The following is a 23,643-nucleotide window of genomic DNA, read 5'->3' as shown; positions in this document are numbered from 1 at the left end:
TTCAAGACTGATCACCTTTTTCCAATAAGCTGCGGATTTTTTGCTGCTTTTCCGCGCTGATTTCAACCGTTGCAGCGGTCTTTTTTCGGCGCGTAAACAAAAACACTGCGATCAAACCGATTAACAGGAACATCACCGGTCCTATCCACAACAGGCCGGTTTTAAGCTTAAACGGCGGATTATACAAAACAAAATCGCCGTATCTATCGGTCATAAATTGGGCTATGTCTTGCTTTGATTTGCCTTGTTGCAGCATTTCGTAGACTTGCCTGCGCAAATCCGCGGCCAGTTCCGCATTGGAATCGGCGATGGTCTGGTTTTGACAGACCAGACAGCGCAATTCCGAAGTCAGGCTTTCGTAAGCCTCTTGCTGCTCAGGGCTGGCAAATTGCCGGTATTCGACACCGGCGCAAGCCATGCCGGACAGTACCAATAACAAAACAATGGATAAACGCTTCATTAATTTTCAGCCTGTAACTTGGCAATCAAAGGCAGGAAAGTCTGCTGCACATCTTCAGGCGTGACGGGGCCGGTATGCTTGTAGCGGATCACACCCCGCTTATCGATGACGAAGGTCTCCGGTACGCCGTAAACGCCCCAATCGATACCGATGCGTCCATCCTGATCCATAATGCTGACATCGTAAGGGTTGCCCAATTGCGCCAGCCAGCCTTTCGCTGCTTCCGGCTCGTCCTTGTAGTTCAAGCCGACGATAACCGCGGCTTTTTGCTGAGCCAATTGGTTCAGCACCGGATGTTCGGAGCGGCAAGACGCGCACCACGACGCCCAGACATTAAACAGCCAGACTTTGCCTTTTAAATCGGTTGGGGATAATTTTTCTTCAGGTGCTTGAAGCTTCGGCGCGGAGAATGCCGGAGCCGGTTTGTCGATCAACGGCGAAGGAATCTCACTGGGATGAAGGTTTAAGCCCAGCGCCAGGAACACCGCAAGAACGATAAATAATATTAAAGGGAGGATGTATTTAAGCATTATATTTATTTAGGGTTACACATGGATTCACTACGAAGGACACGAAGATATAAAACTTCGCGTCCTTCTTCCTGGTGGTAATCTTTAAACTATTTTGCAATTCGATATCGTCTATCACAAGCCGCACACAAGCCGCCCGCCGCCATGAACAGCGCGCCCAGCCAAATCCAGCGGATAAATGACTTGTAGTAAATCCTGAGGCTCCACGCGCCCTTATCGCCGAGCGGCTCGCCTATCGCAACAAACAAATCCCGAAACAATCCGGCATCGATAGCCGCTTCGGTCATCGGCATTTTTTGCACCCGGTAAACCCGTTTTTGCGGTTCCAGTTTAGCGACCTGTTTGCCGTCGTAACTGACGGTCACAAACGCCTGTTCGGCAACATAGTTAGGCCCTTGGGTTTGTTTAACGCCGTGAAATTCAAAAATATAGCCGGACATATCCAGCTTGTCGGAGGGTGCCATGCGGACATCTTTTTCGACGCTGTAAACGGAGGTCAGGGTAATGCCGACCACGAATACCGCTATACCTAAATGCGCCACAGTCATACCGTAAAAACCGGCCGGTACGGTTTGCAAGCGTTGCCAGGAAAACCCTTGCGACCCCATGCGGTCGACAAAAGACATCGCGGTGATCGCAACCGTCCACAACGCCAGCGTTAAGCCCAATACTGCGCCCCACGAATAAAACGGCATCAGCAACGGAATCAGCAGTCCGCCTGCAACGCAAGCCAAAACAAGCCAGCGCACCCGCAAGGCAATCGCGTTGATATTGTCTCTTTTCCAGCGCAGCAACATGCCCAAACCCACGGCAATCGCCAGCGGCGCCATCAGTGGAATGAATACGGCATTAAAATATGGAGGCCCGACTGAGATCTTGCCCAGTCCCAACGCGTCAATTACCAGAGGATACAGCGTGCCGAGCAAAATACTGGAAGCCGTTACCACCAACAACACGTTGTTCAGCAATATCGCCGATTCTTTGGACACCAATTCAAAGGTCGCGCTGCTCTTGACGTAAGGCGCTCTTATCGCATACAGCAATAACGATCCCCCCACCACGACGGCCAGAAATATCAGAATAAACAAACCTCTTGCAGGGTCGCTGGCAAACGCATGCACCGAAGTCAATACGCCGGACCGGACCAGAAATGTACCGAGCAGGCTTAACGAAAAAGCAAAAATCGCCAGCAACACCGTCCAGGTCTTGAACACGCCGCGTTTTTCGGTGGCGGCTAACGAATGGATCAGCGCGGTGCCGACCAGCCAGGGCATGAAGGAAGCGTTTTCGACCGGGTCCCAGAACCACCAGCCGCCCCAGCCCAATTCGTAATAAGCCCACCAGCTGCCCAAGGCTATGCCCAGCGTCAAAAACATCCAGGCGATGTTGGTCCAGGGTCTTGACCAGCGCGCCCAGGCTGCATCCAGCCGACCTTCCAGCAACGCGGCAATGGCAAAAGCAAAGGCCACGGAAAAGCCGACATAGCCCATATAAAGCATCGGCGGGTGTATTGCCAGACCAGGATCTTGCAGTAATGGGTTTAAATCGCGCCCTTCCAGCGGCACTGGAAATAGCCGCTCAAACGGATTGGATGTCAGTAATAAAAACAGGATAAAGCCGATAGAGACCAGCCCCATCACGCCTAAAACGCGAGCGACGGTAGCCTCAGGAATCGCACGACTGAACATCGCCACCAAGCCTGTCCAGCAGGACAGCACCAGCGCCCAAAGCAGTAACGAGCCTTCATGCGCGCCCCAGACCCCGGAAACCAAATACAAAACCGGCAATGCGGTATTGGAATTTGTCGCAATGTATTTGACCGAAAAATCATGGGTTAAGAACCCATAAGTCAGACAGCCGTAGGAAATAACCATGAAGAACAGTTGCCCAAACGCGGCAGGCCTTGCCACAGCGATCCAGCCGGATATGGATCGGGAAGCGCCGATGATCGGCAGCCCCCCTAAAATAACGGCCATGCATAGGGCTAAGATCAGCGAAAAATGTCCGAGTTCTGCAATCATTATTATTGGCCTGCAACCGGCGCCGGCTGATTTTTTAAACTGCTTTTCACTTCCGGCGGCATGTAATTTTCATCATGTTTGGCCAACACTTCTTCGGCGATAAACACGCCCTGTGCATTTAGTTTCCCGTGCGCAACGATGCCCTGCCCTTCTCTGAACAAATCCGGCAGGATGCCCGTGTATTCGACGGTCACATCCTTACTGAAATCAGTCAGTTTAAAGCGCACCATCAGCCCGTCATTCGGCCTTTCCACAGAGCCTTTAATGACCATGCCGCCCAGGCGAAATAAGGTGTCTTTTGGCGCCTTGCCTGCCACGACATCGGTAGTGGAAAAAAAATACATCAAATTTTCATTAAAGGACTTAAGCGCAAACCCGGTGGCAAGCCCGGCTCCGATGACCATCAGGCCGATAAGCATTAATCGCTGTTTTCTGGCTGGTTTCATGATTTAGTGCCGTTTTTGCTTAAGCGCCAGGGAGCGTAATAACTGTCTGCGCTGTGCCACCGGGATAATAATATTGGCAAGCAGCACGATTAAGGTCAGGCCGTAAGAGGTCCAGACATAAAAGGCATAGCCGCCCATTGCGAAAAATTCCTGCATTGTCATTATTTGGACTCCGAAATCATGTTCTTAACCCACTGTGCATTGCGTTCGCGCTGCAACAATTCGGTACGCGCCCGCTGCAACATCGCGATCAGGTAATAAAATTTGAACGCTACCGCCATCAGCAATAACGGGATCAACATGCTGACATGAATCGACGGCTTATCCATTTTGGTTACCGTCGGCCCTTGGTGTAGCGTATTCCACCACTCGACGGAATAATGAATAATCGGAATGTTGACCACGCCGACCAAGGCTAAAATAGCCACGGCCCTGGACGCGGTGCGCTTATCGTCTATCGCGCCGTACAGCCCGATGACGCCGAGATACAAAAACAGCAATATCAATTCGGACGTTAACCGCGCATCCCAAACCCACCAGGTTCCCCACATCGGTTTGCCCCACAAGGAACCGGTCACCAGCGCGATAAAGGTAAAGCTTGCGCCGACCGGCGCACTACTGATCGCGACAATCTCCGCCAGCTTGATGCGCCAAACCAGACCTATTGCTCCGGCAATTGCCATGACCACATAAATGAATAACGACATCCAGGCGCTGGGCACATGGATATAGATAATGCGATAGCTATCGCCCTGCTGGTAATCGGCTGGCGCAAGATACAAACCGCCATATAGACCTGCGGCCGTTAACAGTAGAAAAATAACCACCAGCCACGGCATCAAGCGCTGGCTAAAAGCGTAAAAATGCGGCGGCGAAGCCATGCGGTGAAAGAAGCGGACTACGGGATCAGGAATTAAAAACATAGAAAATCAGGCAAAGGTTCAAACTAAAAGTGTATGGACGGTCTGTTTTTAAGCAAATATTTAGCCGACACCATCATCATTGATTCCAGGTCGATAATATGGCCGATTATTCTACGAGATATTATCAATTAATACTCATTTTTAATGCGGCCGCTGTCGGCAAAGGCGTTAACACCAAAGCCATCAATAAAATGGCAACCAGAATATTAATTTGCGCATCGACCGGCAATCCGCTGCCGGCCATCTGCACTGCATTACCGGCAAAGATCAGCACCGGCACATACAATGGCAAAACCAGCAGCGACAAAATCATGCCGCCCCGGCGAAGTCCTACGGTCAGCGCAACGCCAATGGCTCCTATTAAGCTTAATACCGGCGTTCCAAGCAACAAGGTCAACAACAAAATTCCCAGAGCATGATTGGGCAAGCCCAAAAAAACTGCCAGCAGCGGCGCCACAATCAATAATGGCAATCCGGTCACCAACCAATGGGCAACGATTTTAGCCAATACCAATACCGATGTCGGATGCGGACTTAATAGAATCTGTTCCAAGGAACCGTCATCAAAATCCGAACGAAACAGGCTGTCGAGGGACAGCATCGCCGCCAATAATGCGGAAACCCAGATAATCCCCGGCGCAATGGCTTGCAATAGATGCGGCTGCGCGCCGATCCCCAACGGAAACAGAGTTATCACCAGGATAAAAAACAGTAGCGGGTTGGCTATCTCCGAACGCCGCCGCAAAGCCAACACCAGATCGCGCCGAATAACGGCAAAAAAAGCTCGGGATAAAGACATCAGGATAAATTAATACGCTGGACATCGACATCAGGCAGATCGATATCATGGTGTGAGGTGAGGACTATCATGCCGCCATTGCCGCAATGTTCGGTCATTAACGATTCGATCAGGGCAATGCCTTGCCTGTCCAATGAGGTAAAAGGCTCATCCAGAATCCACAACACATTTTCGGTAATCAGCAATCTGGCTAAAGACAGCCGTCTTTTCTGGCCTGCCGATAAAGTTTGCACAAGGACATCGTCGTAGCCCGACAAATGCACTTTCGTTAAAGCCTGATCAATGGAGTAGCGACCGGAACTGCTCAGGGCCAAAGACATCTTTAGATTTTCCAGAACCGTCAGTTCTTTTTTAATGCCATCCAAGTGGCCGACATAAGCCATATCCGCATAGAACTGACTATCTTTAACAGCCTCGCCGCACCAGTCAATTCTACCTGCATCAGGCTCGCGAAATCCGCATAAAATACGCAGTAACGAGGTTTTGCCGCTGCCATTTTTACCTTCGAGCAGTAAAACCTGCCCTGAAACCAATTCAAAAGCCAGCTCTTCAAACAGTATCCGGTCATCGCGTATACAGCTTAAGCCTCTGCCTTCAAGAGAATGTGTTGCTTGTGCTTGCATGATGCAACAAATAAATCAGCCGACCAGTGACCGCTGACGCACGGCCTCATAAAGCAGCACACCGGTTGCAACAGACAGATTAAGGCTTTCTACCTTGCCCAGCATCGGCAATTTGACCAGCATGTCGCATTGCTCCTTGGTCAACCGTCTTAAACCCTTGCCCTCAGCGCCGACGACCAAAGCCAGAGGCACCGTAAAATCGGTTTGATAGGCGGTTTGCGTTGCTTCGCCCGCTGCCCCCATGACCCAGACGCCTTGTTCTTTGAGCCAGCGCAAGGTTCTTGCTAAATTGGTGACTTGATAGACCGGTACCGTTTCTGCAGCACCGCTAGCCACCTTACAGACTGTCGGGGTAATACCGGTAGCGTTATCTTTAGTGATAATGACTCCATGCACGCCGGTAGCGTCCGCGGTTCTAAGGCAGGCCCCGAAATTGTGCGGGTCCTGAACATTGTCCAACACCAGAAATAAAGGCGTTCCCGACACCGTTAACACGGCATCCTTGAGATGACTTTCCGATAACTCTTCCGGCATTTCAACTTCAATAACAATGCCTTGATGATTATTGCTGTCCGCAAAACGATCCAGCTTTTTCCGGTCAGTTTTTTCGGGTTCTATGCCCAAATCCAATAAATCCTCGACCAGTTGCGTTAAGCGCTTGTCTTGTCTTTGGCTGTCAATCCAGGCTTTATTAATTTTTTTAGGGGAATAATCCAACGCCGACTGTACTGAATGTATGCCGTATACTTTGCTTAATTTCATTTTTTACGGCGTCTCTTTTTAGGCTTCTTCATTACGTCTTGTTTTTTCGTCAGCTCAAAGTCAATCTTCTTTTCATCCAGATCAACACGCGCGACTCTGACGATGACACTGTCACCCAGGCGATAATTAACACCGGTACGCTCGCCTCTTAACTGATGGCTGGTCGCATCAAAATGAAAATAATCCTGCGCCAGGTTGCTGATATGAACCAAGCCTTCTACATAGATTTCGTCAAGCTCAACAAAGAAGCCAAATGAGGTAACCGCTGAAATAATGCCCGGAAATTCCTCGCCGACCTTATCCATCATATATTCGCATTTGAGCCAGCTCACCACATCCCGCGTCGCTTCGTCAGCTCGCCGCTCATTGGCGGAGCATTGCTCGCCCAACACCACCATATCAGGGAGCCCGTAGAAAAAGCTTTCGACCGACTTGCCCTGCAAACAATGCCTGATCGCGCGATGCACCAGCAAATCAGGATAACGGCGGATCGGCGAAGTAAAGTGCGCGTAAGCTTCCAACGCCAAACCGAAATGGCCTTTTAATTCTGGGCTGTAGACGGCTTGCGACATCGAACGTAACAATACGGTCTGTATCAAATGCGCATCGGGCCGGTCTTTGATTGATTCGATCAAATACATATAATCCAGCGGCGTCGGTTTAGCGCCCCCGCCCAAGCTTAAACCCAATTCGCCGAGAAACGTTTTCAGGTTAAGCAGCTTGTCGGCACTCGGACCGTCATGTATCCGCAGCAGCTTGGGCATTTTTTTGTTATTTAAAAAACGAGCTGCCGCCATGTTCGCGGTGATCATAAACTCTTCAATCAATTTATGAGCATCGTTACGCACCACCGGCACTATCTTTTCAATCTTACGCTCTGGGCCGAAAATAATGCGGGTTTCCTGGGTGTCAAAATCCATCGCGCCGCGCTTTTCCCGGCTTACTCGCATAACCTTGTAAAGCGCGTACAACTCCTGTAAATGCGGCATCAACGCGTTGTATTGCTCGGCTAATGACTTATCGCCCTCGACCAGCATTTTTGCGACTTCGGTATAGGTCAATCTGGCATGAGAACTCATCACCGCATCAAAAAAGCGCGACCGCGTGACCAAACCTTGCTCGTTAATAAGCAGCTCACATACCATGCATAAGCGGTCTACCTGAGGATTAAGCGAACACAAGCCATTAGACAAGATTTCCGGCAACATGGGTATGACCCGTTCCGGAAAATAGACCGACGTGCTGCGTTTTTGAGCCTCTTTGTCCAATTCCGAATTAATCTGTACATAATGCGAAACATCGGCAATTGCCACCAGCAGCTTCCAGCCTTTGGGGGTTTTCTGGCAATAGACGGCATCGTCAAAATCGCGAGCATCTTCGCCATCAATTGTAACTAATGGAGTTTGCCGTAAATCGACCCGGTTTTGTTTTGCTGACTCCGGCACCTCATTTTTAAGCGGCTTGATTTCTTCCAGCAGCTCATCAGGCCAATGGTTTGGCAGATTATAGGAGCGGATCGCCATATCGATTTCCATCCCCGGCGCCATGTGTTCACCCATGACTTCGATGATCCGGCCGATCGGCTGGTGAAGCTGCGTCGGCTGCTCGGTAACTTCCGCAACGACAATCTGCCCTTGCTTGGCTTTGCCGATGCCGCCTTTCTGAATCAGGACGGTTTGCGCTATATTTTTATTATCCGGCACCACATAGGTAAAACCATTTTCCTTATAAAGCCGCCCTACAATCTGGTGAGTGTTTCTCTGTAGAACCTCAACAACCGCGCCTTCCCGGCGGCCTTTTTTATCGATCCCGGCAATACGCACCAGCGCCCGGTCATTGTGCAGCAACGGATTCATTTCCCGCGGCGATAAGAACAGGTCATCCGACCCATCATCCGGCTTAAGAAAGCCAAAACCGTCCGCATGGCCGATGACGCGCCCGGCAATTAAATCCTCATTGTTAACCAGGCAATATTTTTTGCCGCGATTAAACAATAATTGCCCGTCTCTTTCCATGGCCCGCAAACGGCGTCGTAAGGCCTCTAGCTGATCTTCATCTTCAAGAGAAAAGGCCTCGGCGATTTCTTCGCGGCGCAACGGTTTTCCAGCATGTTCGATCAATTGGAGAATTAATTCGCGGCTGGGAATCGGGTTCTCATATTTCTCAGCTTCGCGCTGAGCATATGGATCATTTGTTGATTTAAAATCAACGTCTTTTTTAGACTTCAATGTCATTTAAATAATTAACTAGGAGAATGGATATTATTAAACATATCTTAATATATAGGCTTAGTATATCGATTAGGATTGAAAGAGAAAAGTTTTTGGGTCTTATGCGAAAAACTATTTCCCGTTAGCTCGAGGTGACGCTACGGCGTCTATCTCGAAATCATTTAAGTTTATATAAAAACTTCGCACTTAATTGACAAAAGCAAAGAGGATAGGTATAGTGCGCGCTCACTTTAGCTTTTACAGCTAACCTTTGCCGAGGTGGTGAAATTGGTAGACACGCCAGCTTCAGGTGCTGGTGGGGGCAACCCCGTGGAGGTTCAAGTCCTCTCCTCGGCACCATTCGATTATATCCCTTCCTTATTGATTTTACCCGTTTTTTAACAAAACGAGGCGAGTAAATTTCTCCGCGCCACATAAACTGCTACACACGATATACCGAGCAGAAGGGCCATCATGTTCACCCTTTCGTCCCAATACCTCATTAAACGCCTTCAGAACTACTACAAACACTGCATTCCGATCGCGTCCAGGCCCGTATTCGGCCGCCTTGAATTCATTATTTTCCTGCAAACCAAGCATTTTCAGGATACAAAGACTGGCAACCCGTCAGCCGGATCAGTCTTGTCAACTATGAGATAAACTCAACGCCGGTTGAGTGAGCCGAAAGACACTTTGCGCTCACGAGTAATCCGGTCATGACCAAGACGACGGAGACCGTTCGCTTTCCTCAACAATGACTGGCCTAACCCACTGCTCAGGGAACAGCCATCCATTCAGCGCCACATCGGCCAGTCATTGCCATCACTCAACATCTTAATTGACCATGCCAACCATTATTGTGTTGTTTTTTGTGGATTATCTTTCGGAGCGTCCGCTGAAAGCAGTCGATTTTTCACGCTTATTTATAAGAACAAGCGCTTAAGCCGCTCTTCGGCAATCCTTTGCCGCTTTGTAACGTCAACTTTATGGCGCCGAACCAATTAAAATCAAAACATATTTGCTAAGACACTAATTACTATTAATATTTTAATAAATGGCACATCCTTCGCTTTAGTTACTGCAACGTAATAGCTCCAATCCATGAGGAAGCGTCCATGAACCGTAAATCAGCAAACCTGGCGATTATCAGCAACAACACTTTTGAAGCGACAAAAGCGGTTAACCTTCATAATTATGACATCAGCAGCGCTTTGCAAACGACATTGGAATTTAATGAACTGATAGCTATTTTCAGCACTAAGATCGCAAATAAGATCCCCCATAGCGCCTTTATTTATACAAACACAGAATTTGATCTGGAGGTCAAAAGTGGGGTTTTTACGCGGCATTCCTGCAATTACGCACTTAAAGTTGAACAGCAACAATTGGGTGAATTAAAGCTGATGCGTAACCATAGATTCAGCGATTCGGATCTCCGGCTGCTGGAAACGCTGCTTTGCTGTTTGATTTATCCGCTGAAAAATGCAACTTTATTTCATCAGGCTTTAAAAAAGGCTTATACGGACCCACTCACCCAAACCCACAACAGAACTTCATTTGATGATTCCATTAAACGGGAAATGAGCCTTGCGATACGCAATACTCAGAGTTTATCGCTGATTTTCCTTGATATCGATCATTTCAAAGCCATCAATGACACTTATGGTCACGAGTGCGGCGATACGACACTGGTTTTGAGCGCAAAATGGATTAAGGAAAGTCTAAGAGATAGCGATATTGTGTTCCGCTATGGCGGGGAAGAATTCGTGATGTTATTAAGCGGTACCGACGCCAGCGGCGCAGAGTTGCTGGCAGAGCGAATTCGCGCCTCAATTGAGAACCATACAATAGCGTACGGCATGGAAATCCTCAAGATCACTGCCAGCTTGGGCGTTAGCACTTTACGCGAAAATGATACTCTCAAGTCTTTCGTCCAGCGCGCAGATAAAGCCATGTATATAGCCAAAAACAAAGGCAGAAACCAAGTTGTCGTGGCTAAATAAGCACCGGAGCCGGATCGCTTGATGTTGGCAGACCAGGCTCTTGTACCTTCAGGGCAATCCGGACTGCGCCGTTAACGTTTACCCGGCTTATGCGCTTTAGATTCGGGCTTGGCGTTAATAGCCGGTTTTTCATTGGCCATACCCGCAAATTCAAACAGCAATTCCAGCTCTTTATCGTTCAATTCATAAAACGTGCGGGCTTTCAACCGTTCCGGCAACACCACCGGCCCATAGCGCACCCGCATTAAACGGCTGACGACTACCTCCTGCGATTCCCACAACCGCCTTACCAGCCTGTTGCGACCTTCGGCAACGGTAACGTTGAACCATTTATTGGCGCCTTCGCCACCGTAGAATTTAATATCGTCAAACTTGGCCTTACCGTCTTCAAGCTCCACGCCTTCTTTGAGCCTTGCCAAGGTGGCCTCTGAAACATTGCCCAAAATACGTACGGCGTATTCACGCTCCACTTGCGTTGACGGATGCATCAATCGATTGGCCAGCTCGCCATTATTGGTAACCAGCAATAAGCCTGACGTGTTGATATCCAGACGGCCGACAGCTATCCAGCGGCTGACCGCCAATTTCGGCAACTGCGTAAACACCACCGGGCGGCCCTCCGGGTCGCGGCGCGTTACCACTTCGCCGACCGGTTTATGGTAAAGCAGCACTCGGGTGGGCTGTTCGACAAATTTTTCCCAATTGACAATCCGGTCATTGAGAAATAGCCGATCACCCTCTTTCAATCGGTCGCCCAAGCCTACAGGGTTGCCATTTATCTTTAACCGCCCCTCACTTATCCAGCGCTCAATTTCTCGCCGGGAACCAATGCCGCCGCGCGCCAGCACTTTCTGGATACGCTCTCCGTCGACCACCCCAGTAACGCCGATTTTTTTCGGCGCTTTCGCTACCTTGTTTTCAGTCTGTGGTTTCGGAGACCGGCTCGGCTGTTTCGCTGACCTGCTCGACGGCTGTTTCGGTGATCTGTTCGGTTGTTTCTTGCTCTTCACTCTTTACCTGCATGGGTTGTTGCGTATTATTTAACGGCGGCTCATCCAATGACATGCCAAGCTCTTTAATCTCTTGCAAGGTCGGCAGCTCATTTAATGATGCGATATTAAAATAATCCAGAAATTGTTTGGTGGTACCGTATAAAGCCGGTCTGCCCGGCACCTCTTTGTGCGCTACCACTCGAATCCACTCGCGTTCAAGCAGCGTATGAATGATGTTGGAACTGACACTGACACCGCGAATATCCTCAATATCTCCGCGTGTCGCCGGTTGACGATAGGCAATAATGGCCAAAGTCTCCAGCAATGCCCGGGAGTATTTAGGCGGCTTTTCTTCAAACAGCCGCGATACCCAGCGTGACAGTTCTTGCCTGACCTGAAAACGGTAACCGCTGGCCACCTGCTTTAATTCAACCGGCCTGAACCGGTAATCCTCCATGATCGCCTCGCATGCCACCTGTATTTCCTGTAGCTCCGGCTGTTCAATTTCAGGAAAAACCTGCTGCACCTGCTTACAGGTCATGGGGCGATTTGCAGCAAATAAGATGGCTTCAACTACACGTTTAATTTCCACATTAATTTCACGTTGTTCAGTTATGAAAGACCTGTCCTGATCTCTTCGGCTGCACTCGGGACAGGCGCGGTCGAGGGGCGGCGGTGAAGGTTTGGGCTTAGGTACACGCTTAACTACCGGCGGCGGCGCCGGCGGTTCTGACTCGTATTTCGGCAAAGGGTTCTGGCTGGATAATATCGATGAGTCGTTCTTTGCTGAGTTCGAGGATTGCCAGAAACGAGACAACAACTCCGTGTCGACCTTCTTTTCGGATAAATAACTGCGAGAAAAGGAGACTATCCGCTCCTTTAAGGTTTTCCAAAATGGTTGACATGCGTTCACGGACAGATAAAGGCTCTTTGGTAATTTGATGATGGCTGAGCTGCTCAACCCTTCTAAGTACATCCTGAAATGCCAGTAGCATTTCTTTTAGATGGATATCCGGCAGGTTCTGTTTGCAATTTTTCAGCGCCGAAACATCGACGCCGACTTCAAATATATCACGCTCAATTCTAGGCAACAGATCGATTTCTTCAGCCGCATTTTTAATCAGCTCATATTCCTGCAACCTGCGTATCAACGTTGCTCTCGGGTCTTCCTCGTCCTCTTCAGCCTCTGTCTGCCTGGGCAACAGCATCCTGGACTTGATTTCCGCCAACAGCGCGGCCATGACCAGATACTCCGCCGCCAGTTCCAGGTTTAATTCACCCATAATCTGGATGTAGGCGATGTATTGATGAGTAATCTGCGCGATCGGAATATTTACAACATCCAGATTCTGCCTTCGTATCAAATACAGCAATAAATCCAGCGGTCCTTCAAAGGTATCCAGCAGCACTTCCAACGCATCCGGCGGGATATAAAGATCGTCCGGCAGCTTGTTAAACGGCGCGCCGTTAACTATTGCGAATGACGGCACGACCGCGACCAGCGAGGACTCTACAGCTTCAACCGTGTCTTGGTTCATAGTTTCGTTCATGCCATGGCTTCGCAAATACGAAAAGACGGCCGGAACTTAAACAGTCGTTTAAAAATCAACCTATAACCCGGCAATTGAAAAAAATACTTTCTGTGCCACAAACATCGGATAAGCCAAAATAGAACTCAAAACATTAGTGTATAACAGCACCAATAAAATAATAAATCCGAAACGCTCCAGACGGTTGTATTGCCACGCCCAGTAACTCGGCAAAATACCTGTCAAAATGCGACTGCCGTCCAACGGCGGAATCGGCAGCAAATTGATTAATGTCAACACCAGATTAATAGAAATGCCGGCAATCCCGGTATAAATCAGCGGCAACGAAACCGCTTCGGTTTGTGCGCCTATCGCCACCCCTAACCGGGCTATCAACGCCCAGCCGACGGCCATTAACAAATTGGCAACAGGCCCAGCCAGAGCGACTATCGCCATGTCGCGTCGCGGGTTTTTAAAATTCTGGGGATCGACAGGCACCGGCTTTGCCCAGCCGAAAATAAACCCGGTAAAAGAGATTAACAGCAAGCCGGGGATGATAATGGTTCCGAGCAAATCGATATGCTTGATCGGGTTTAAGGTCAGCCTGCCCAAGGCCGAGGCGGTGTTATCGCCGTACTTTTTTGCCACCCAGCCATGCGCCACTTCATGCACGGTAATCGCAAAAATCACCGGCAATATCCAAACCACGATACGCTGCAACAGTGTCAATTCATTCATCATGCCTGCATCCTCACCCTGCCAGCATCGGAGCAAGACCCTTGCCCTGCCTTATAATTTCACCGGCGCCGTTGGAAAATTCGATAATCGTCGTTTGCTCAAACGGAATAATACCGGCGTCAATCACCAGATCCAGTTCATGATCCAGTTTATCTTTAATCTCATAAGGGTCGGTTAACGCCTCATCCTCGCCCGGCAGCATCAAAGTGGAACTGAATAGCGGCTCGCCTAATTCCTGAACCAGCAATTGTGCAACAGGATGGTCGGGAACCCGTATGCCTACCGTTTTTTTCTTGGGATGCTGCAAGCGGCGCGGCACTTCGCGCGTAGCGTCCAAAATAAAGGTAAACGGCCCCGGCGTTAACGCCTTGATCAGCCGGTAAGCATTGTTACTGATCTTGGTAAACGTGGACACCTGAGCCAGGTCTTTGCATACCAGCGTAAAGTTGTGCTTATCGTCCAACTGCCTGATGCGGCGGATTTTATCCAGCGCCTGCTTATCGCCGATATGGCAGGCAATCGCATAAGAGGAGTCGGTCGGATAGACGATGACGCCGCCGTTACGGAGCACTTCCACCGCACGATGTATCAGACGCAGCTGTGGACTTTCCGGATGTATTTCAAAAAATTGAGCCATTTATTAGGTCAGGATAAATTTGGAAATAGCGCGATTATACCGTACATCCATCCAAACTTGCAGTTGAAAATCATATAGATATCAACAATGCCAAAATCCTATGTTAAAAGGGAGCGCGTATTATTTCGCCAAGCAAAGATGATATGCTTGCCGGGTCCGGCAAGGCATTCAATCGCATTGCCCTGATAAGTTGCGCGGCATGGGTTCAATGGATAAGGCTTTTTTAAATCATGCTACATATCTTCAAGAAAAACCATCAAAAGCCCCGGAGATAGCCAAGTTACAGGGGTTAAATCAAAGCAATTGAATCGGCTATACTAAGTTGCCTGTGTATTGCATGCAAACCTAAAGCGGCTTTCTTGCCGCACTATCCGCTTGCCTTAATATGCCACGAAGTAAAGCGTTTTCAGGCAATTATCACAATCTGTGAGACTTCATCATGTATAAACTAAAGTTACGCCGCCAAGAAGACTCTCTGCCTGAACAAACCAGCCCTGATGACCTTGTTTTTCCACTTTCAGAAGATTTTTCTGTAGCGGCCTGGCTAACTAGCGCCGACCAAACCTGTTTGTTGCACCGGCAGACCGATAACCTTCGTTTCGCCGACAATACCAACGATCTCCCTGTGATAAAGGTCGATGCCGGGCAGAAGTATCAGGTCATCGAAGGATTCGGGTTTTCGTTGACCGGCGGCAGCGCGATGCTGATCAGCCGCTTGCCTGATGCTGACAGGAGCGCATTGCTGCGGGAATTGTTCCTGCCCGACGGGGACGGTATCGGCGTTAGCTTTCTGCGCCTGAGCATCGGCGCGTCGGATTTAAGCGAGCGCTGTTTTTCCTATGACGACAGACCGGATGGACAATCCGACTTTGAGCTTGCCCATTTCGACATCGAGGCCGGGGACGTTGAAGTCATCCCCTTGTTACGGGAAATTTTGGTTATCAACCCCGAGATCAAGATCATCGCCACGGCCTGGTCGGCGCCGACCTGGATGAAGACCAACCAGGGACTCGTCGGCGGCAAACTGAGACCGGATTGCTACGCTGTTTACGCCGCTTACCTGGTCAGATACCTGCAAGCCATGCGGGAGAAAGGCATCATCATCCATTCGATCACCCCGCAGAACGAACCCTTGAATCAAAAAAACGAACCCAGCATGATCATGGAAGCGAGTGAACAGGCCGAGTTCATCAAAAACCATCTGGGACCGGCTTTATGGGAGGCTGGATTGGCTGATGTGGAACTGTTTTGTTGGGACCACAATTGCGATGTCAAAGAATATCCGTTGGCGGTTTTCGCCGATGCCGATGCGCGCCGTTATCTAAGCGGATCGGCCTGGCATTTATATGGAGGCGACATCTCGGCCCTTTCCGAGGTGCATCAGCTTTATCCGGAAATGAAATTGTATTTCACCGAGCAATGGGTAGGTTCTGACGGGCAGTTCGGGGGAGATTTGATGTGGCACGTGAAAAATGTCCTGATAGGTTCGACACGCAACTGGAGCCGGGTCGTGCTCGAATGGAACCTGGCCTCCGACCCGTTTTGCTGTCCCCATACCCCTGGAGGCGAGGCCCGTTGCGTCGGCGCTTTGACTATCGGTGAAGAACTTGCCCGCAACGTCGCCTACTATGTAATCGCCCATGCCGCGAAATTCGTCCGCCCCGGTTCGGTGAGGATTTATTCCGATGAGCAAAACTTCTCGCCGAATGTGGCTTTTCTTACCCCCGAAGGCTGTATCGTTCTGATTGCGCTCAATGGCGGCGCTGAATCGCTATCCTTTGCTATCCGATTTCGAGGAAAAAATGCAGTAGCTACATTACCGCCAAGCGCGGTGGCTACGTATGTTTGGCGGGCGGCGTAAAAATTTAAGTAGGGTGCGCACCGCGCACCATTTACGGATTTCAGCATATTAGCGACATCGAAAAGGGACGCGATGCGCCCCCTACCCGGTTGATTGCAGCTCACGCCTTTTGTAATCGAAGAACCAATCCCGAAGCAAGCTTTGGACACCAAAAGTGTGCTTGCCGGAGTTCAAAGCTTGCTTTGAACTTTCAAGTCGATTGCTTGGAGAAACTTTCAGCTTCTTCAATGATTGGGCTCTGTAGAACCCGCTGTAGGCACGGAAAATATTGTTTGCAGACTTTCGGAATAGTGATGCGATCAGCCTTAAGATATGCATAGCACGCCCACATGGCTTACATGCTATTGTAAATCCCTCAAAATCTCCGCCCCTACACCGGGATCGCTTGTCTCACAGGTATGAGTTTCGCCAATGTTGCCAAGCAATGGCACATCTATTTCATTGCCGCATTCCCGGAAAAGAATATCAATTTCGACCGATTTTTGTTGAAGCGGAAGATTCCCGGTTACCGTCGCCAAATCCTGGGAAGTACCCGAGACGATGCCATCCCCATCATCGAAAGCAACTAATCCGGTTAAAGTAGGCTGGCCCGTGCCAATGATCGACACATAAGACACATTGGCTGGGAGAGGATAAGTAGCCAAGTCATTGAGAATATTCAGCGGCGAACTATCAGGTTGCAAATCCTCGACCGCAACACTGTCCGGGTCGATGTCCAAAGATAAAAGGGCGCAAATACCGATATCTCCGGAAACGTCGAAAACATCGAACTCATTGCGGCATTGCTCGGCCCAAAACGTGCCCTGATGCGGAGCCCCGATGGTAATGAGTTTGGCGACATCGTCCCGATAGGGAATGGTCGTTTCGGCATTTGGCTGCCGCGCCAATCCTTGCAGGTATTCCCTTGCTGCAAGGCCGCCCATGCTGTGGCTCACCAGAAGAACCTTTGTCGCGCCGGGATTGGCCTCTAGAATCGCAGTAATAATTGCCGCCAGTTCGCCGCCTTGAGCATCAAAAGACAAGTTCTGATTGTCAGAAAAATTCAGCGTGTAAAAGTTGCCCGCATTGCCGGTACAGGAAACCGGCTGGCCAGGGTCCGAGGGACAGTTGATTGCTACCGTTTGCGCGGTTGGATCGTAAGCGGGGGTTCCGCCGTATACCCAACCGGCATTGTTTATCAGGTAGTCTCTAAATAGCGCCCATGTATCCGCCGAAGACGCTATGCCATGAACAAAGATCACCGGGTACGGCATCGCGCCACACCCCGATTCTTTCAGCCAAACGGATAAATCACCGACATCCCGCAGCATGGTATCGTTCGGCCCCAGGTAATAGACATGGTTATCGGCAGAGGAAACGGCCAGGTAAGAATTGGTGCCCGAATAGTAGCGATAGGTATAAGGCGGAAAAGATTGCACATCTGACACCGTCGGCGAAAACAACCTGGGGTGGAATGTTTGCGCCCAATTCAGCAGGCACTCGCTATTGGATGGCGTCGCAGTATCGGCTGCCGCCGGGAAATCGATCGCCGATGCGGTGTTGCAGAATACGGCGAAAATTATCAATGCCAATGCGCGTAATAGCGCAGAGCCGCTTTTGCGTTGTTGAATGTTCATAATATTTTCCCCCAAAGCACAAGAATAAAGTGGCTATCGATGAGCAAGTTACTCGCCTGATAACCGGCCTTCGAGGTGAGACGGAGTCTCTTCAAAACCTTAAAAATAATATGAGCTTAAAATGAGCGGCTGTCGGTACGGCGGCGCACAGATGGGATTTGAAAGAATAATGTAGTTGCGTAGCCCATAGTAGCATTGCAGAATACAAGATAACGAAGCCTTGGATTCCTCAGCGCCATCCAGGCTACACGCTGTTCATGCGCCGGTAATTATACGGGTTTGGTGGGATTGATAGATATAGACCCTTGGCGAAAGCAACGCTGGCGCGAGGGCACGATAAACGAATTCATTTCACACGGGAGTAATACTTGCCACTTAGGACATCACGCACTTGTCTAATGTTCGCTCCTACTAGATTCGCGATCAATTCAGCGCTGAAACTCCACTCATTACCATACTTTCGAATGGAAAGTATCTGTTCTCGATTTAGAGTGTTGTTCCTCTTGAATATGACCTGCTCATAGAATTCATCTTTTGACCAGTTCTCAGAAACCCAAGGAGCAACCTTGCCGACACTAGCATTTTTCAACAAATACTTCGCTGCCGCAAAGTCTCGATCATCAGCCGAGGCACGATCTCGCGACAAATACCCAAGCTTGTGAAGAAACTTCATTCCGGCGAATCCGCCTGGAATCATGTTTAGCCCGTTAGGATGCAAAGTACGCTCTACCATGCGTTCTTCAATCTGCATGGCCTCTTCATAGGTTAAGTTAATGTATTGAAGCTCTGAAAGCAGGCATGCGCCACTTCTTACCATTTCAAAGTGCCCCATCCCAGCTTGGCTAATACCGTCTTTGTTGATTACCGCAGCCAAAGACGTGTGAAATAGCAACTCGCTACCTGTCAACGCATCTCTCTGATGCTCCTTATATCGGGTTTGCCAGTTTCGCGATGTAAGGCCGATGTAACTAATGGACTTGAATTGCGGAACAGCATGATCCATTGCTGAAAGATTGTGTTCATAAATCATGTATCCAGACTCAGCATTCCCCCAATGCTTTAGAACACACTGGAGTGGTACCGAAACAATTCTGCGAGAAATTACATATGTGCCTGGGCCATTTTCTAGGGTTCCTTTAGGTGCTGAACCCGAGTTGCGATCAAAACTAAGCATTAGCATAGGCGCTTGTGGTGTGCCATGCTGCCAAGCATCGTAAGAATAAAAATATTCGCTATAGTCTTCTTGCTCGTCGAAAGTGATGAACTTGTACGTAATGCCAAGATCTACCTTCTTGCCTCCTGCAAGCCTTCCCCAAGATTTCTTTGAATATCTGCTCTTCTTATTGATCCGCATTAATGCTGTAATGCACCCCTCTCTTCCTCCCCGCTCTCCCCTATTTACAGCCTCAAGCATCACCTCAATTTCTTGAAGACATGACGCGGGAATTGGAAGAAGGGCCAGCGCGTTCTTCTCATCTAGAAATTTAAACGATTGGTTCATGGCGCTTCCTAAAGAAGTCGCAAACTAATATTAGCTATCCTGATAGACGCAAAACATTGCATCATTTGTTTGTCTAATACGTTATAAAAATTAAAAATCATTGTTTTTTCATCCGGTTGGATAAATTCATCACGCAAGTCATGTAGAGGGTGCATCGCGCCCCTTTTCGATGTCTGATCTAATAGCATTTATAATAATGGTGCGCGATGCGCCCCCTACCCAGCTAAACCCAATTATTTTAAGCATACATAAGGCGACGCCCCTTTGGTTCAGGAATTGGATCGCCGAACTCTTTTGCCGTATCCAGCCAAAGCCCAATAGCCTCATTTGTATTCGCCAGCGCTTCCTCCTGGGAGGCGCCGTGCGCCATGCAACCGGGAAGTTCCGGGACTTCGGCGATAAAAGCGTTATCTTCCTTGCTCCAATATAAAATGGTCTCGTATTTGTATGTCATATTTCATCCTCTAAATGGTATTTGATGATTATGAATCTGACTTGTCGAACCTGATAGGGTTTCGCTTTACTGTCATCCTGCTGAAGATTTAGCTTCTCTTCGACGCCTTCTTTTCGATAAACATGTGGCTTCCGCGTATCCGCTCATCAAAGCCTAAACGAATCAATAAGCCCCGAAGATCATCGAATGGAATATTTGCATCTGAAGTTCCACGAAGAATCTTATCGATTAATTTATCGTATTTTCCCATCGGAAGATGGCTAACTTATAAACCTAGATCACGCAAGCAACACATCCACTCGCCGGAATAGCCCTTGGCGAAGCGCTTCAGCGGCTTGCCCCCCCAGGTGCGGGCTTTCCGCGGTTTGCACAACACCATCCCGCCCATATAACTGATAGCGGCAGGGCCTTACGGCAGTATGGCCGAAAGTGTCTTGGAGCTCGGGATTGATATAGACCAACAACGTCGTACCCAACAACGCACAGGCCGTGCTGTGCGTCGGCAAGGTTTCTTCCGTGCCGAACGGAGTAGCTAAGCGTTCGGCCGTCGAGAACAGCGATTTTGCCAACACCGGCTCGGGCTTGAAGCGCAGTTGGCCTTGCTCGAACACAAACGGATTAGGCCCCAGAAATAGATGCGTCCAAAGATGCAGGAATTCCACCGTGGAACCTGAAAGACGGGCTACACAGCCTCTACCATGTTGCCGGGGATCGATATCGAAGCCGCTGCTAACCAGGAAGCTGGAATTTTCGACCGGGTTGCGGCCGTATTCGGCCGGGTCGCGGAACGCCACCAGCAGCCGTTCGATCTGGTCGTAAAACTCGTCGGCCAATCCGGCCCGGACCATTTCCAGCACGAATTTGTAATGCATGTGCAAAAAGATCGATCCGTTCTCCAGCCAACCGTAGTTGAACACGCCGATCCGGCCCAGTTCCAGCGCATTGTCGCCCAGCGGCGCGTTCAGGCGGTACATGCCCAGTTGCCGGTCAAACAGTTCGGACGTGCGCGCCGCTTCGTATAGCCTCCGGGCTTCGTCGGGGCCTGCGATGCGTAGCGCGTGGACAAAGCCTTCCAAAAACAACGGCAACGGTTTTTGCTTGAAGCGGGTCACAACCGGCTTGCCGTCCGCGACTTCCTGGTACTGCTCGGCCTCATAGGAAAAATAGGTGACGATACCTTCCGGCGTCCGGGCTTTGTCGATCGCAGCATTGAGATAGCCCGAAACCGCCGCCAGGAAGGTTTGAACTGCGGCAACAGAGAGAGCGTGTTCGGCACCGTCAAAGCCCATGAACACCTTGTCCCGATAGGCTTCCTTTTGGGCTCCGCTTTCCTGCCAGAATAGCTCCGGCGTCAGGTTGGGATGATTTAACAGCGCTTCCAACCCCGCTATAAAATCCGCCAGTTCGGTCGGCAGGGAAAATTCTCCCCCGACATCGGCCAGGGCTTTCAAAGCAACGTCCACCAGCCGCTTGAGTTCAATGGTTTCATTTACCGAAGACCCGAAAATGCCGGGCAGGCCGTTCAAGGCATCACACCAGCCGGGGCGGTCGGCTTCCATTTCTATGCCTACGCCGAACGGGTCCAGAGTGGACAGTTTGTTGGCGACCAGGGTCAGGATTTTTCCGAGCAGCGTGGTGTAAACGATCTCGCCGTGGCCGCGTTGCGCACGGACTTGGTGGCGGCGACGGCTACGGGAGTTGATCAGGGATTCTTTCTCAGGGCTGCCCTGTACCGCGCCGTACTGGCGAACGCCGTTGGGCGTCACCGTGTATTTTTGACAGCGCGGCACAACAAAATGGGTGGAATCGAAGAAGGCGTAGTTTTTTTCCTTGAACAAGCCGGATAGCCGATCCGGGAAAATCGCTGCATAGCTAATCAGCAAATCCACCAAATAAGTCCAGTGATCCGACCAATAACCCCGGTCGAATTCGGCATCCTCCACTTCCTGCGCTTGCGCCAGAATTTCCTTGATGATCGGTTCCGGGTTTCCCGCGCCTTGAAGCGTCTGCCATAATTCCGCGTATTTAAACTCGCGGGACAGCAGTTGTTCCAGGCCTGAAAACCGGGTGAAATGATGCGTAAGGGTTAGTGGAGCATCCACGACAAAACGCGAGTTCCGCAACGAACAAGGGTTGTAGCCGTCCGGCTGAATCAGGTTGAAGAAATAGCGGATGTTTTTGTCATCCAGCGCAGGCTCGAAAAACACGTCCATCCTGCGGTTTTGCAATACATCGCGAAAATCGCCGTTACCTTCGGAATACGGCGTATCCTGCAACAGGAAGTCGTTGTAATCCCTTTCCAGATCGCCATGCTTGCGGCCGAACAAATACAATTGCGCGCCTCCCGGTACTTCTTTAGGAAACCCGCCGCGCAAACCATTGTCCAGGTAACATTGCCGGGCATGGGCATCGAACAGCGGCTTGGCCGTCGCGGTAAAGATTTTTTGTGTGATGCTTTCGACCAAGCGGCGGATCACCTCCCGCTTGACCTCGAAGTAATCTTTCTTGTCAGCCTCAACGATGAATTGCTCAAACACCGGCTGTGACGCGGCATGGCCGTAAAAGCCGTAGAACACTTGGCTTTGTCCCGGCTGGAGTTCGACGGTCAACGCCTGGAAAGCCGAAGGCGTTTGATTACCCGTCACCTGATTAGCAAAATCCAGGCTATCGTTGGTAAAAAACCGTTCCGGTCTGGAAAAATCCCCAGCCAAGCCGAAAATTCTCTCCGCATCCACAACCACGCGGGTGCGCCTACCGTTTAAAAAACCCGCGAAGAAATTGCAGGCTATCACCGGCTCCACTTGCGGGGAGTCGGTAGGCCATACTTTCAGCCGGTAAAAAGGCAAGTTTTCCTCGACGCCTTCGACGCGCATGAAGGCTTCCGAAGTTCGGCTCATGAATTTTAAAATCCATTGGTTCATGCCAAAGGGCAGCACTTGCGGCAAGCCGTCGACGATCTCGATCTTTTTAATATGCCCGGAGGTATTAGTAATAGTGACCCGCCGCAGCAAACCGGCCACGGGCGCCTCGGGCAAGGTGAACATATCGGCCCGGATGCTGAATCCAAATTGCGGATGGATTTCTTCGACACCGACTTCATGATCGGTGATGTAAAGACGCTGCCTGACCTCGGGGCCCGCGCCGCGCTGGAACGGTTCGTGGGTCAGGGTTTGTCCGCGTTCGGCAATCTTCAGAAAAGTCCGAAACCCCCGCGACGGCGTCAGTTGATAAGCTTTATCGGCCGGGAAAAATTCCAAAAACGCTCCGTCTTTGTTGCGCACGCCGAAACTGGCGACGGCCTGTCCCCTGTTGACGTAAAACGCCCATGCGGGCCGGCCCGACACGCCGGCGATACCGGGCAGGAAACTGGCGAACGGGATAAGGTCGTTGTATTGGTCGATAACGAAGCGGTCGGCTTTCAAAGTGTAGCGGGGCAGGTTCATGAGGCGGCACCGTTTGAGTTGGATATTGAGTCAGCGGCTTTGAGTATAGAGCAAGGTCTATAGTTAAGGTTGTCAGCCTGTAAAAGAAGCCGTAG

At 50.1% G+C, this 23,643-nt stretch carries 21 protein-coding genes and 1 tRNA gene; 3 read left to right on the top strand and 19 right to left on the bottom strand.

What is annotated here, in order from left to right; all coding sequences use genetic code 11:
- Position 1: 1 nt before the first annotated feature.
- From M0R47_RS03020 to rnr, 10 genes are all read right to left on the bottom strand, one after another.
- On the bottom strand, positions 2-460 hold the full coding sequence (locus tag M0R47_RS03020) for a cytochrome c-type biogenesis protein (RefSeq protein WP_292550119.1): 459 nt from the start codon (positions 458-460) through the stop codon (positions 2-4).
- Positions 460-990 carry a DsbE family thiol:disulfide interchange protein gene (locus tag M0R47_RS03015; RefSeq protein ID WP_292550116.1) on the bottom strand — a complete coding sequence of 177 codons (531 nt, stop codon included), beginning with the start codon at positions 988-990 and terminating at the stop codon, positions 460-462. The genes M0R47_RS03020 and M0R47_RS03015 overlap by 1 nt, the downstream gene beginning before the upstream one ends.
- 89 nt (positions 991-1,079) lie before the next feature.
- Positions 1,080-3,011, bottom strand: a complete 1,932-nt coding sequence (locus tag M0R47_RS03010; protein ID WP_292550113.1) for a heme lyase CcmF/NrfE family subunit — start codon at positions 3,009-3,011, stop codon at positions 1,080-1,082.
- Positions 3,012-3,013: 2 nt separating this feature from the next.
- Positions 3,014-3,457: a cytochrome c maturation protein CcmE gene (gene ccmE / locus M0R47_RS03005; RefSeq protein ID WP_292550111.1), complete on the bottom strand. Its 444-nt coding sequence runs from the start codon at positions 3,455-3,457 to the stop codon at positions 3,014-3,016.
- Positions 3,458-3,460: 3 nt separating this feature from the next.
- Complete coding sequence (gene ccmD / locus M0R47_RS03000; protein WP_292550109.1) at positions 3,461-3,619, bottom strand: heme exporter protein CcmD; 159 nt, start codon at positions 3,617-3,619, stop codon at positions 3,461-3,463.
- Entirely contained in the window at positions 3,619-4,380 is a 762-nt protein-coding gene (locus tag M0R47_RS02995; RefSeq protein ID WP_292550106.1) for a heme ABC transporter permease, read from the bottom strand. The genes ccmD and M0R47_RS02995 overlap by 1 nt, the downstream gene beginning before the upstream one ends.
- Positions 4,381-4,504: 124 nt before the next feature.
- Positions 4,505-5,179, bottom strand: coding sequence for a heme exporter protein CcmB (ccmB, locus tag M0R47_RS02990; protein ID WP_292550103.1), 675 nt, complete (start codon positions 5,177-5,179; stop codon positions 4,505-4,507).
- The gene (gene ccmA, locus M0R47_RS02985; RefSeq protein WP_292550100.1) at positions 5,179-5,802 is read right to left on the bottom strand and encodes a cytochrome c biogenesis heme-transporting ATPase CcmA; all 624 of its coding nucleotides are present in this window, start codon (positions 5,800-5,802) and stop codon (positions 5,179-5,181) included. The genes ccmB and ccmA overlap by 1 nt, the downstream gene beginning before the upstream one ends.
- 15 nt (positions 5,803-5,817) lie before the next feature.
- A complete protein-coding gene (gene rlmB, locus M0R47_RS02980; RefSeq protein ID WP_292550097.1) occupies positions 5,818-6,564 on the bottom strand; it encodes a 23S rRNA (guanosine(2251)-2'-O)-methyltransferase RlmB in 747 nt (248 codons plus the stop codon).
- Positions 6,561-8,798: a ribonuclease R gene (rnr, locus tag M0R47_RS02975; RefSeq protein WP_292550093.1), complete on the bottom strand. Its 2,238-nt coding sequence runs from the start codon at positions 8,796-8,798 to the stop codon at positions 6,561-6,563. Before rnr ends, rlmB begins: the two co-directional genes overlap by 4 nt.
- A gap of 249 nt (positions 8,799-9,047) precedes the next feature.
- Between rnr and M0R47_RS02970 the strand changes: the two genes are divergently transcribed.
- Positions 9,048-9,134, top strand: a tRNA-Leu gene (locus tag M0R47_RS02970).
- Between the two features lie 755 nt (positions 9,135-9,889).
- Positions 9,890-10,777: a GGDEF domain-containing protein gene (locus M0R47_RS02965; RefSeq protein WP_292550090.1), complete on the top strand. Its 888-nt coding sequence runs from the start codon at positions 9,890-9,892 to the stop codon at positions 10,775-10,777.
- A gap of 71 nt (positions 10,778-10,848) precedes the next feature.
- Here the strand turns inward: M0R47_RS02965 and rluB are convergent, their stop codons facing one another.
- From rluB to M0R47_RS02940, 5 genes are all read right to left on the bottom strand, one after another.
- Positions 10,849-11,667, bottom strand: coding sequence for a 23S rRNA pseudouridine(2605) synthase RluB (gene rluB / locus M0R47_RS02960; protein ID WP_292550165.1), 819 nt, complete (start codon positions 11,665-11,667; stop codon positions 10,849-10,851).
- A gap of 28 nt (positions 11,668-11,695) precedes the next feature.
- A complete protein-coding gene (gene scpB / locus M0R47_RS02955) occupies positions 11,696-12,361 on the bottom strand; it encodes an SMC-Scp complex subunit ScpB (protein WP_292550087.1) in 666 nt (221 codons plus the stop codon).
- 109 nt (positions 12,362-12,470) lie between these two features.
- Positions 12,471-13,307 carry a ScpA family protein gene (locus tag M0R47_RS02950; RefSeq protein WP_292550084.1) on the bottom strand — a complete coding sequence of 279 codons (837 nt, stop codon included), beginning with the start codon at positions 13,305-13,307 and terminating at the stop codon, positions 12,471-12,473.
- A gap of 72 nt (positions 13,308-13,379) precedes the next feature.
- Positions 13,380-14,039 carry a site-2 protease family protein gene (locus M0R47_RS02945; protein WP_292550082.1) on the bottom strand — a complete coding sequence of 220 codons (660 nt, stop codon included), beginning with the start codon at positions 14,037-14,039 and terminating at the stop codon, positions 13,380-13,382.
- 10 nt (positions 14,040-14,049) lie between these two features.
- Positions 14,050-14,673, bottom strand: coding sequence for an L-threonylcarbamoyladenylate synthase (locus M0R47_RS02940; protein WP_292550080.1), 624 nt, complete (start codon positions 14,671-14,673; stop codon positions 14,050-14,052).
- A 439-nt stretch (positions 14,674-15,112) separates the two neighbouring features.
- Between M0R47_RS02940 and M0R47_RS02935 the strand changes: the two genes are divergently transcribed.
- Entirely contained in the window at positions 15,113-16,534 is a 1,422-nt protein-coding gene (locus M0R47_RS02935; protein ID WP_292550078.1) for a glycoside hydrolase family 30 beta sandwich domain-containing protein, read from the top strand.
- 341 nt (positions 16,535-16,875) lie between these two features.
- Here the strand turns inward: M0R47_RS02935 and M0R47_RS02930 are convergent, their stop codons facing one another.
- The 4 genes from M0R47_RS02930 to M0R47_RS02915 all read right to left on the bottom strand — a co-directional run bounded on the left by M0R47_RS02930 (position 16,876) and on the right by M0R47_RS02915 (position 23,548).
- On the bottom strand, positions 16,876-18,150 hold the full coding sequence (locus tag M0R47_RS02930; RefSeq protein WP_292550076.1) for an alpha/beta fold hydrolase: 1,275 nt from the start codon (positions 18,148-18,150) through the stop codon (positions 16,876-16,878).
- Between the two features lie 346 nt (positions 18,151-18,496).
- Positions 18,497-19,651: a hypothetical protein gene (locus M0R47_RS02925; RefSeq protein ID WP_292550074.1), complete on the bottom strand. Its 1,155-nt coding sequence runs from the start codon at positions 19,649-19,651 to the stop codon at positions 18,497-18,499.
- A 238-nt stretch (positions 19,652-19,889) separates the two neighbouring features.
- Positions 19,890-20,105: a type II toxin-antitoxin system HicB family antitoxin gene (locus tag M0R47_RS02920; RefSeq protein ID WP_292550072.1), complete on the bottom strand. Its 216-nt coding sequence runs from the start codon at positions 20,103-20,105 to the stop codon at positions 19,890-19,892.
- A gap of 278 nt (positions 20,106-20,383) precedes the next feature.
- Positions 20,384-23,548: a hypothetical protein gene (locus M0R47_RS02915; protein ID WP_292550070.1), complete on the bottom strand. Its 3,165-nt coding sequence runs from the start codon at positions 23,546-23,548 to the stop codon at positions 20,384-20,386.
- Positions 23,549-23,643: the final 95 nt, after the last annotated feature.

This window comes from Methylobacter sp. (genome assembly GCF_023227905.1).
Taxonomy (GTDB): Bacteria; Pseudomonadota; Gammaproteobacteria; order Methylococcales; family Methylomonadaceae; genus Methylobacter_A.
This window is presented reverse-complemented; position numbering and strand designations above follow the sequence as displayed.

What these genes read in the sequence shown, in the direction of transcription:
- M0R47_RS03020 (WP_292550119.1), bottom strand. Translation starts at nt 460, where the DNA reads ATGAAGCGTTTATCCATTGTTTTGTTATTGGTACTGTCCGGCATGGCT.
- M0R47_RS03015 (WP_292550116.1), bottom strand. Translation starts at nt 990, where the DNA reads ATGCTTAAATACATCCTCCCTTTAATATTATTTATCGTTCTTGCGGTG.
- M0R47_RS03010 (WP_292550113.1), bottom strand. Translation starts at nt 3,011, where the DNA reads ATGATTGCAGAACTCGGACATTTTTCGCTGATCTTAGCCCTATGCATG.
- ccmE (WP_292550111.1), bottom strand. Translation starts at nt 3,457, where the DNA reads ATGAAACCAGCCAGAAAACAGCGATTAATGCTTATCGGCCTGATGGTC.
- ccmD (WP_292550109.1), bottom strand. Translation starts at nt 3,619, where the DNA reads ATGACAATGCAGGAATTTTTCGCAATGGGCGGCTATGCCTTTTATGTC.
- M0R47_RS02995 (WP_292550106.1), bottom strand. Translation starts at nt 4,380, where the DNA reads ATGTTTTTAATTCCTGATCCCGTAGTCCGCTTCTTTCACCGCATGGCT.
- ccmB (WP_292550103.1), bottom strand. Translation starts at nt 5,179, where the DNA reads ATGTCTTTATCCCGAGCTTTTTTTGCCGTTATTCGGCGCGATCTGGTG.
- ccmA (WP_292550100.1), bottom strand. Translation starts at nt 5,802, where the DNA reads ATGCAAGCACAAGCAACACATTCTCTTGAAGGCAGAGGCTTAAGCTGT.
- rlmB (WP_292550097.1), bottom strand. Translation starts at nt 6,564, where the DNA reads ATGAAATTAAGCAAAGTATACGGCATACATTCAGTACAGTCGGCGTTG.
- rnr (WP_292550093.1), bottom strand. Translation starts at nt 8,798, where the DNA reads ATGACATTGAAGTCTAAAAAAGACGTTGATTTTAAATCAACAAATGAT.
- M0R47_RS02965 (WP_292550090.1), top strand. Translation starts at nt 9,890, where the DNA reads ATGAACCGTAAATCAGCAAACCTGGCGATTATCAGCAACAACACTTTT.
- M0R47_RS02950 (WP_292550084.1), bottom strand. Translation starts at nt 13,307, where the DNA reads ATGAACCAAGACACGGTTGAAGCTGTAGAGTCCTCGCTGGTCGCGGTC.
- M0R47_RS02945 (WP_292550082.1), bottom strand. Translation starts at nt 14,039, where the DNA reads ATGATGAATGAATTGACACTGTTGCAGCGTATCGTGGTTTGGATATTG.
- M0R47_RS02940 (WP_292550080.1), bottom strand. Translation starts at nt 14,673, where the DNA reads ATGGCTCAATTTTTTGAAATACATCCGGAAAGTCCACAGCTGCGTCTG.
- M0R47_RS02935 (WP_292550078.1), top strand. Translation starts at nt 15,113, where the DNA reads ATGTATAAACTAAAGTTACGCCGCCAAGAAGACTCTCTGCCTGAACAA.
- M0R47_RS02930 (WP_292550076.1), bottom strand. Translation starts at nt 18,150, where the DNA reads ATGAACATTCAACAACGCAAAAGCGGCTCTGCGCTATTACGCGCATTG.
- M0R47_RS02925 (WP_292550074.1), bottom strand. Translation starts at nt 19,651, where the DNA reads ATGAACCAATCGTTTAAATTTCTAGATGAGAAGAACGCGCTGGCCCTT.
- M0R47_RS02920 (WP_292550072.1), bottom strand. Translation starts at nt 20,105, where the DNA reads ATGACATACAAATACGAGACCATTTTATATTGGAGCAAGGAAGATAAC.
- M0R47_RS02915 (WP_292550070.1), bottom strand. Translation starts at nt 23,548, where the DNA reads ATGAACCTGCCCCGCTACACTTTGAAAGCCGACCGCTTCGTTATCGAC.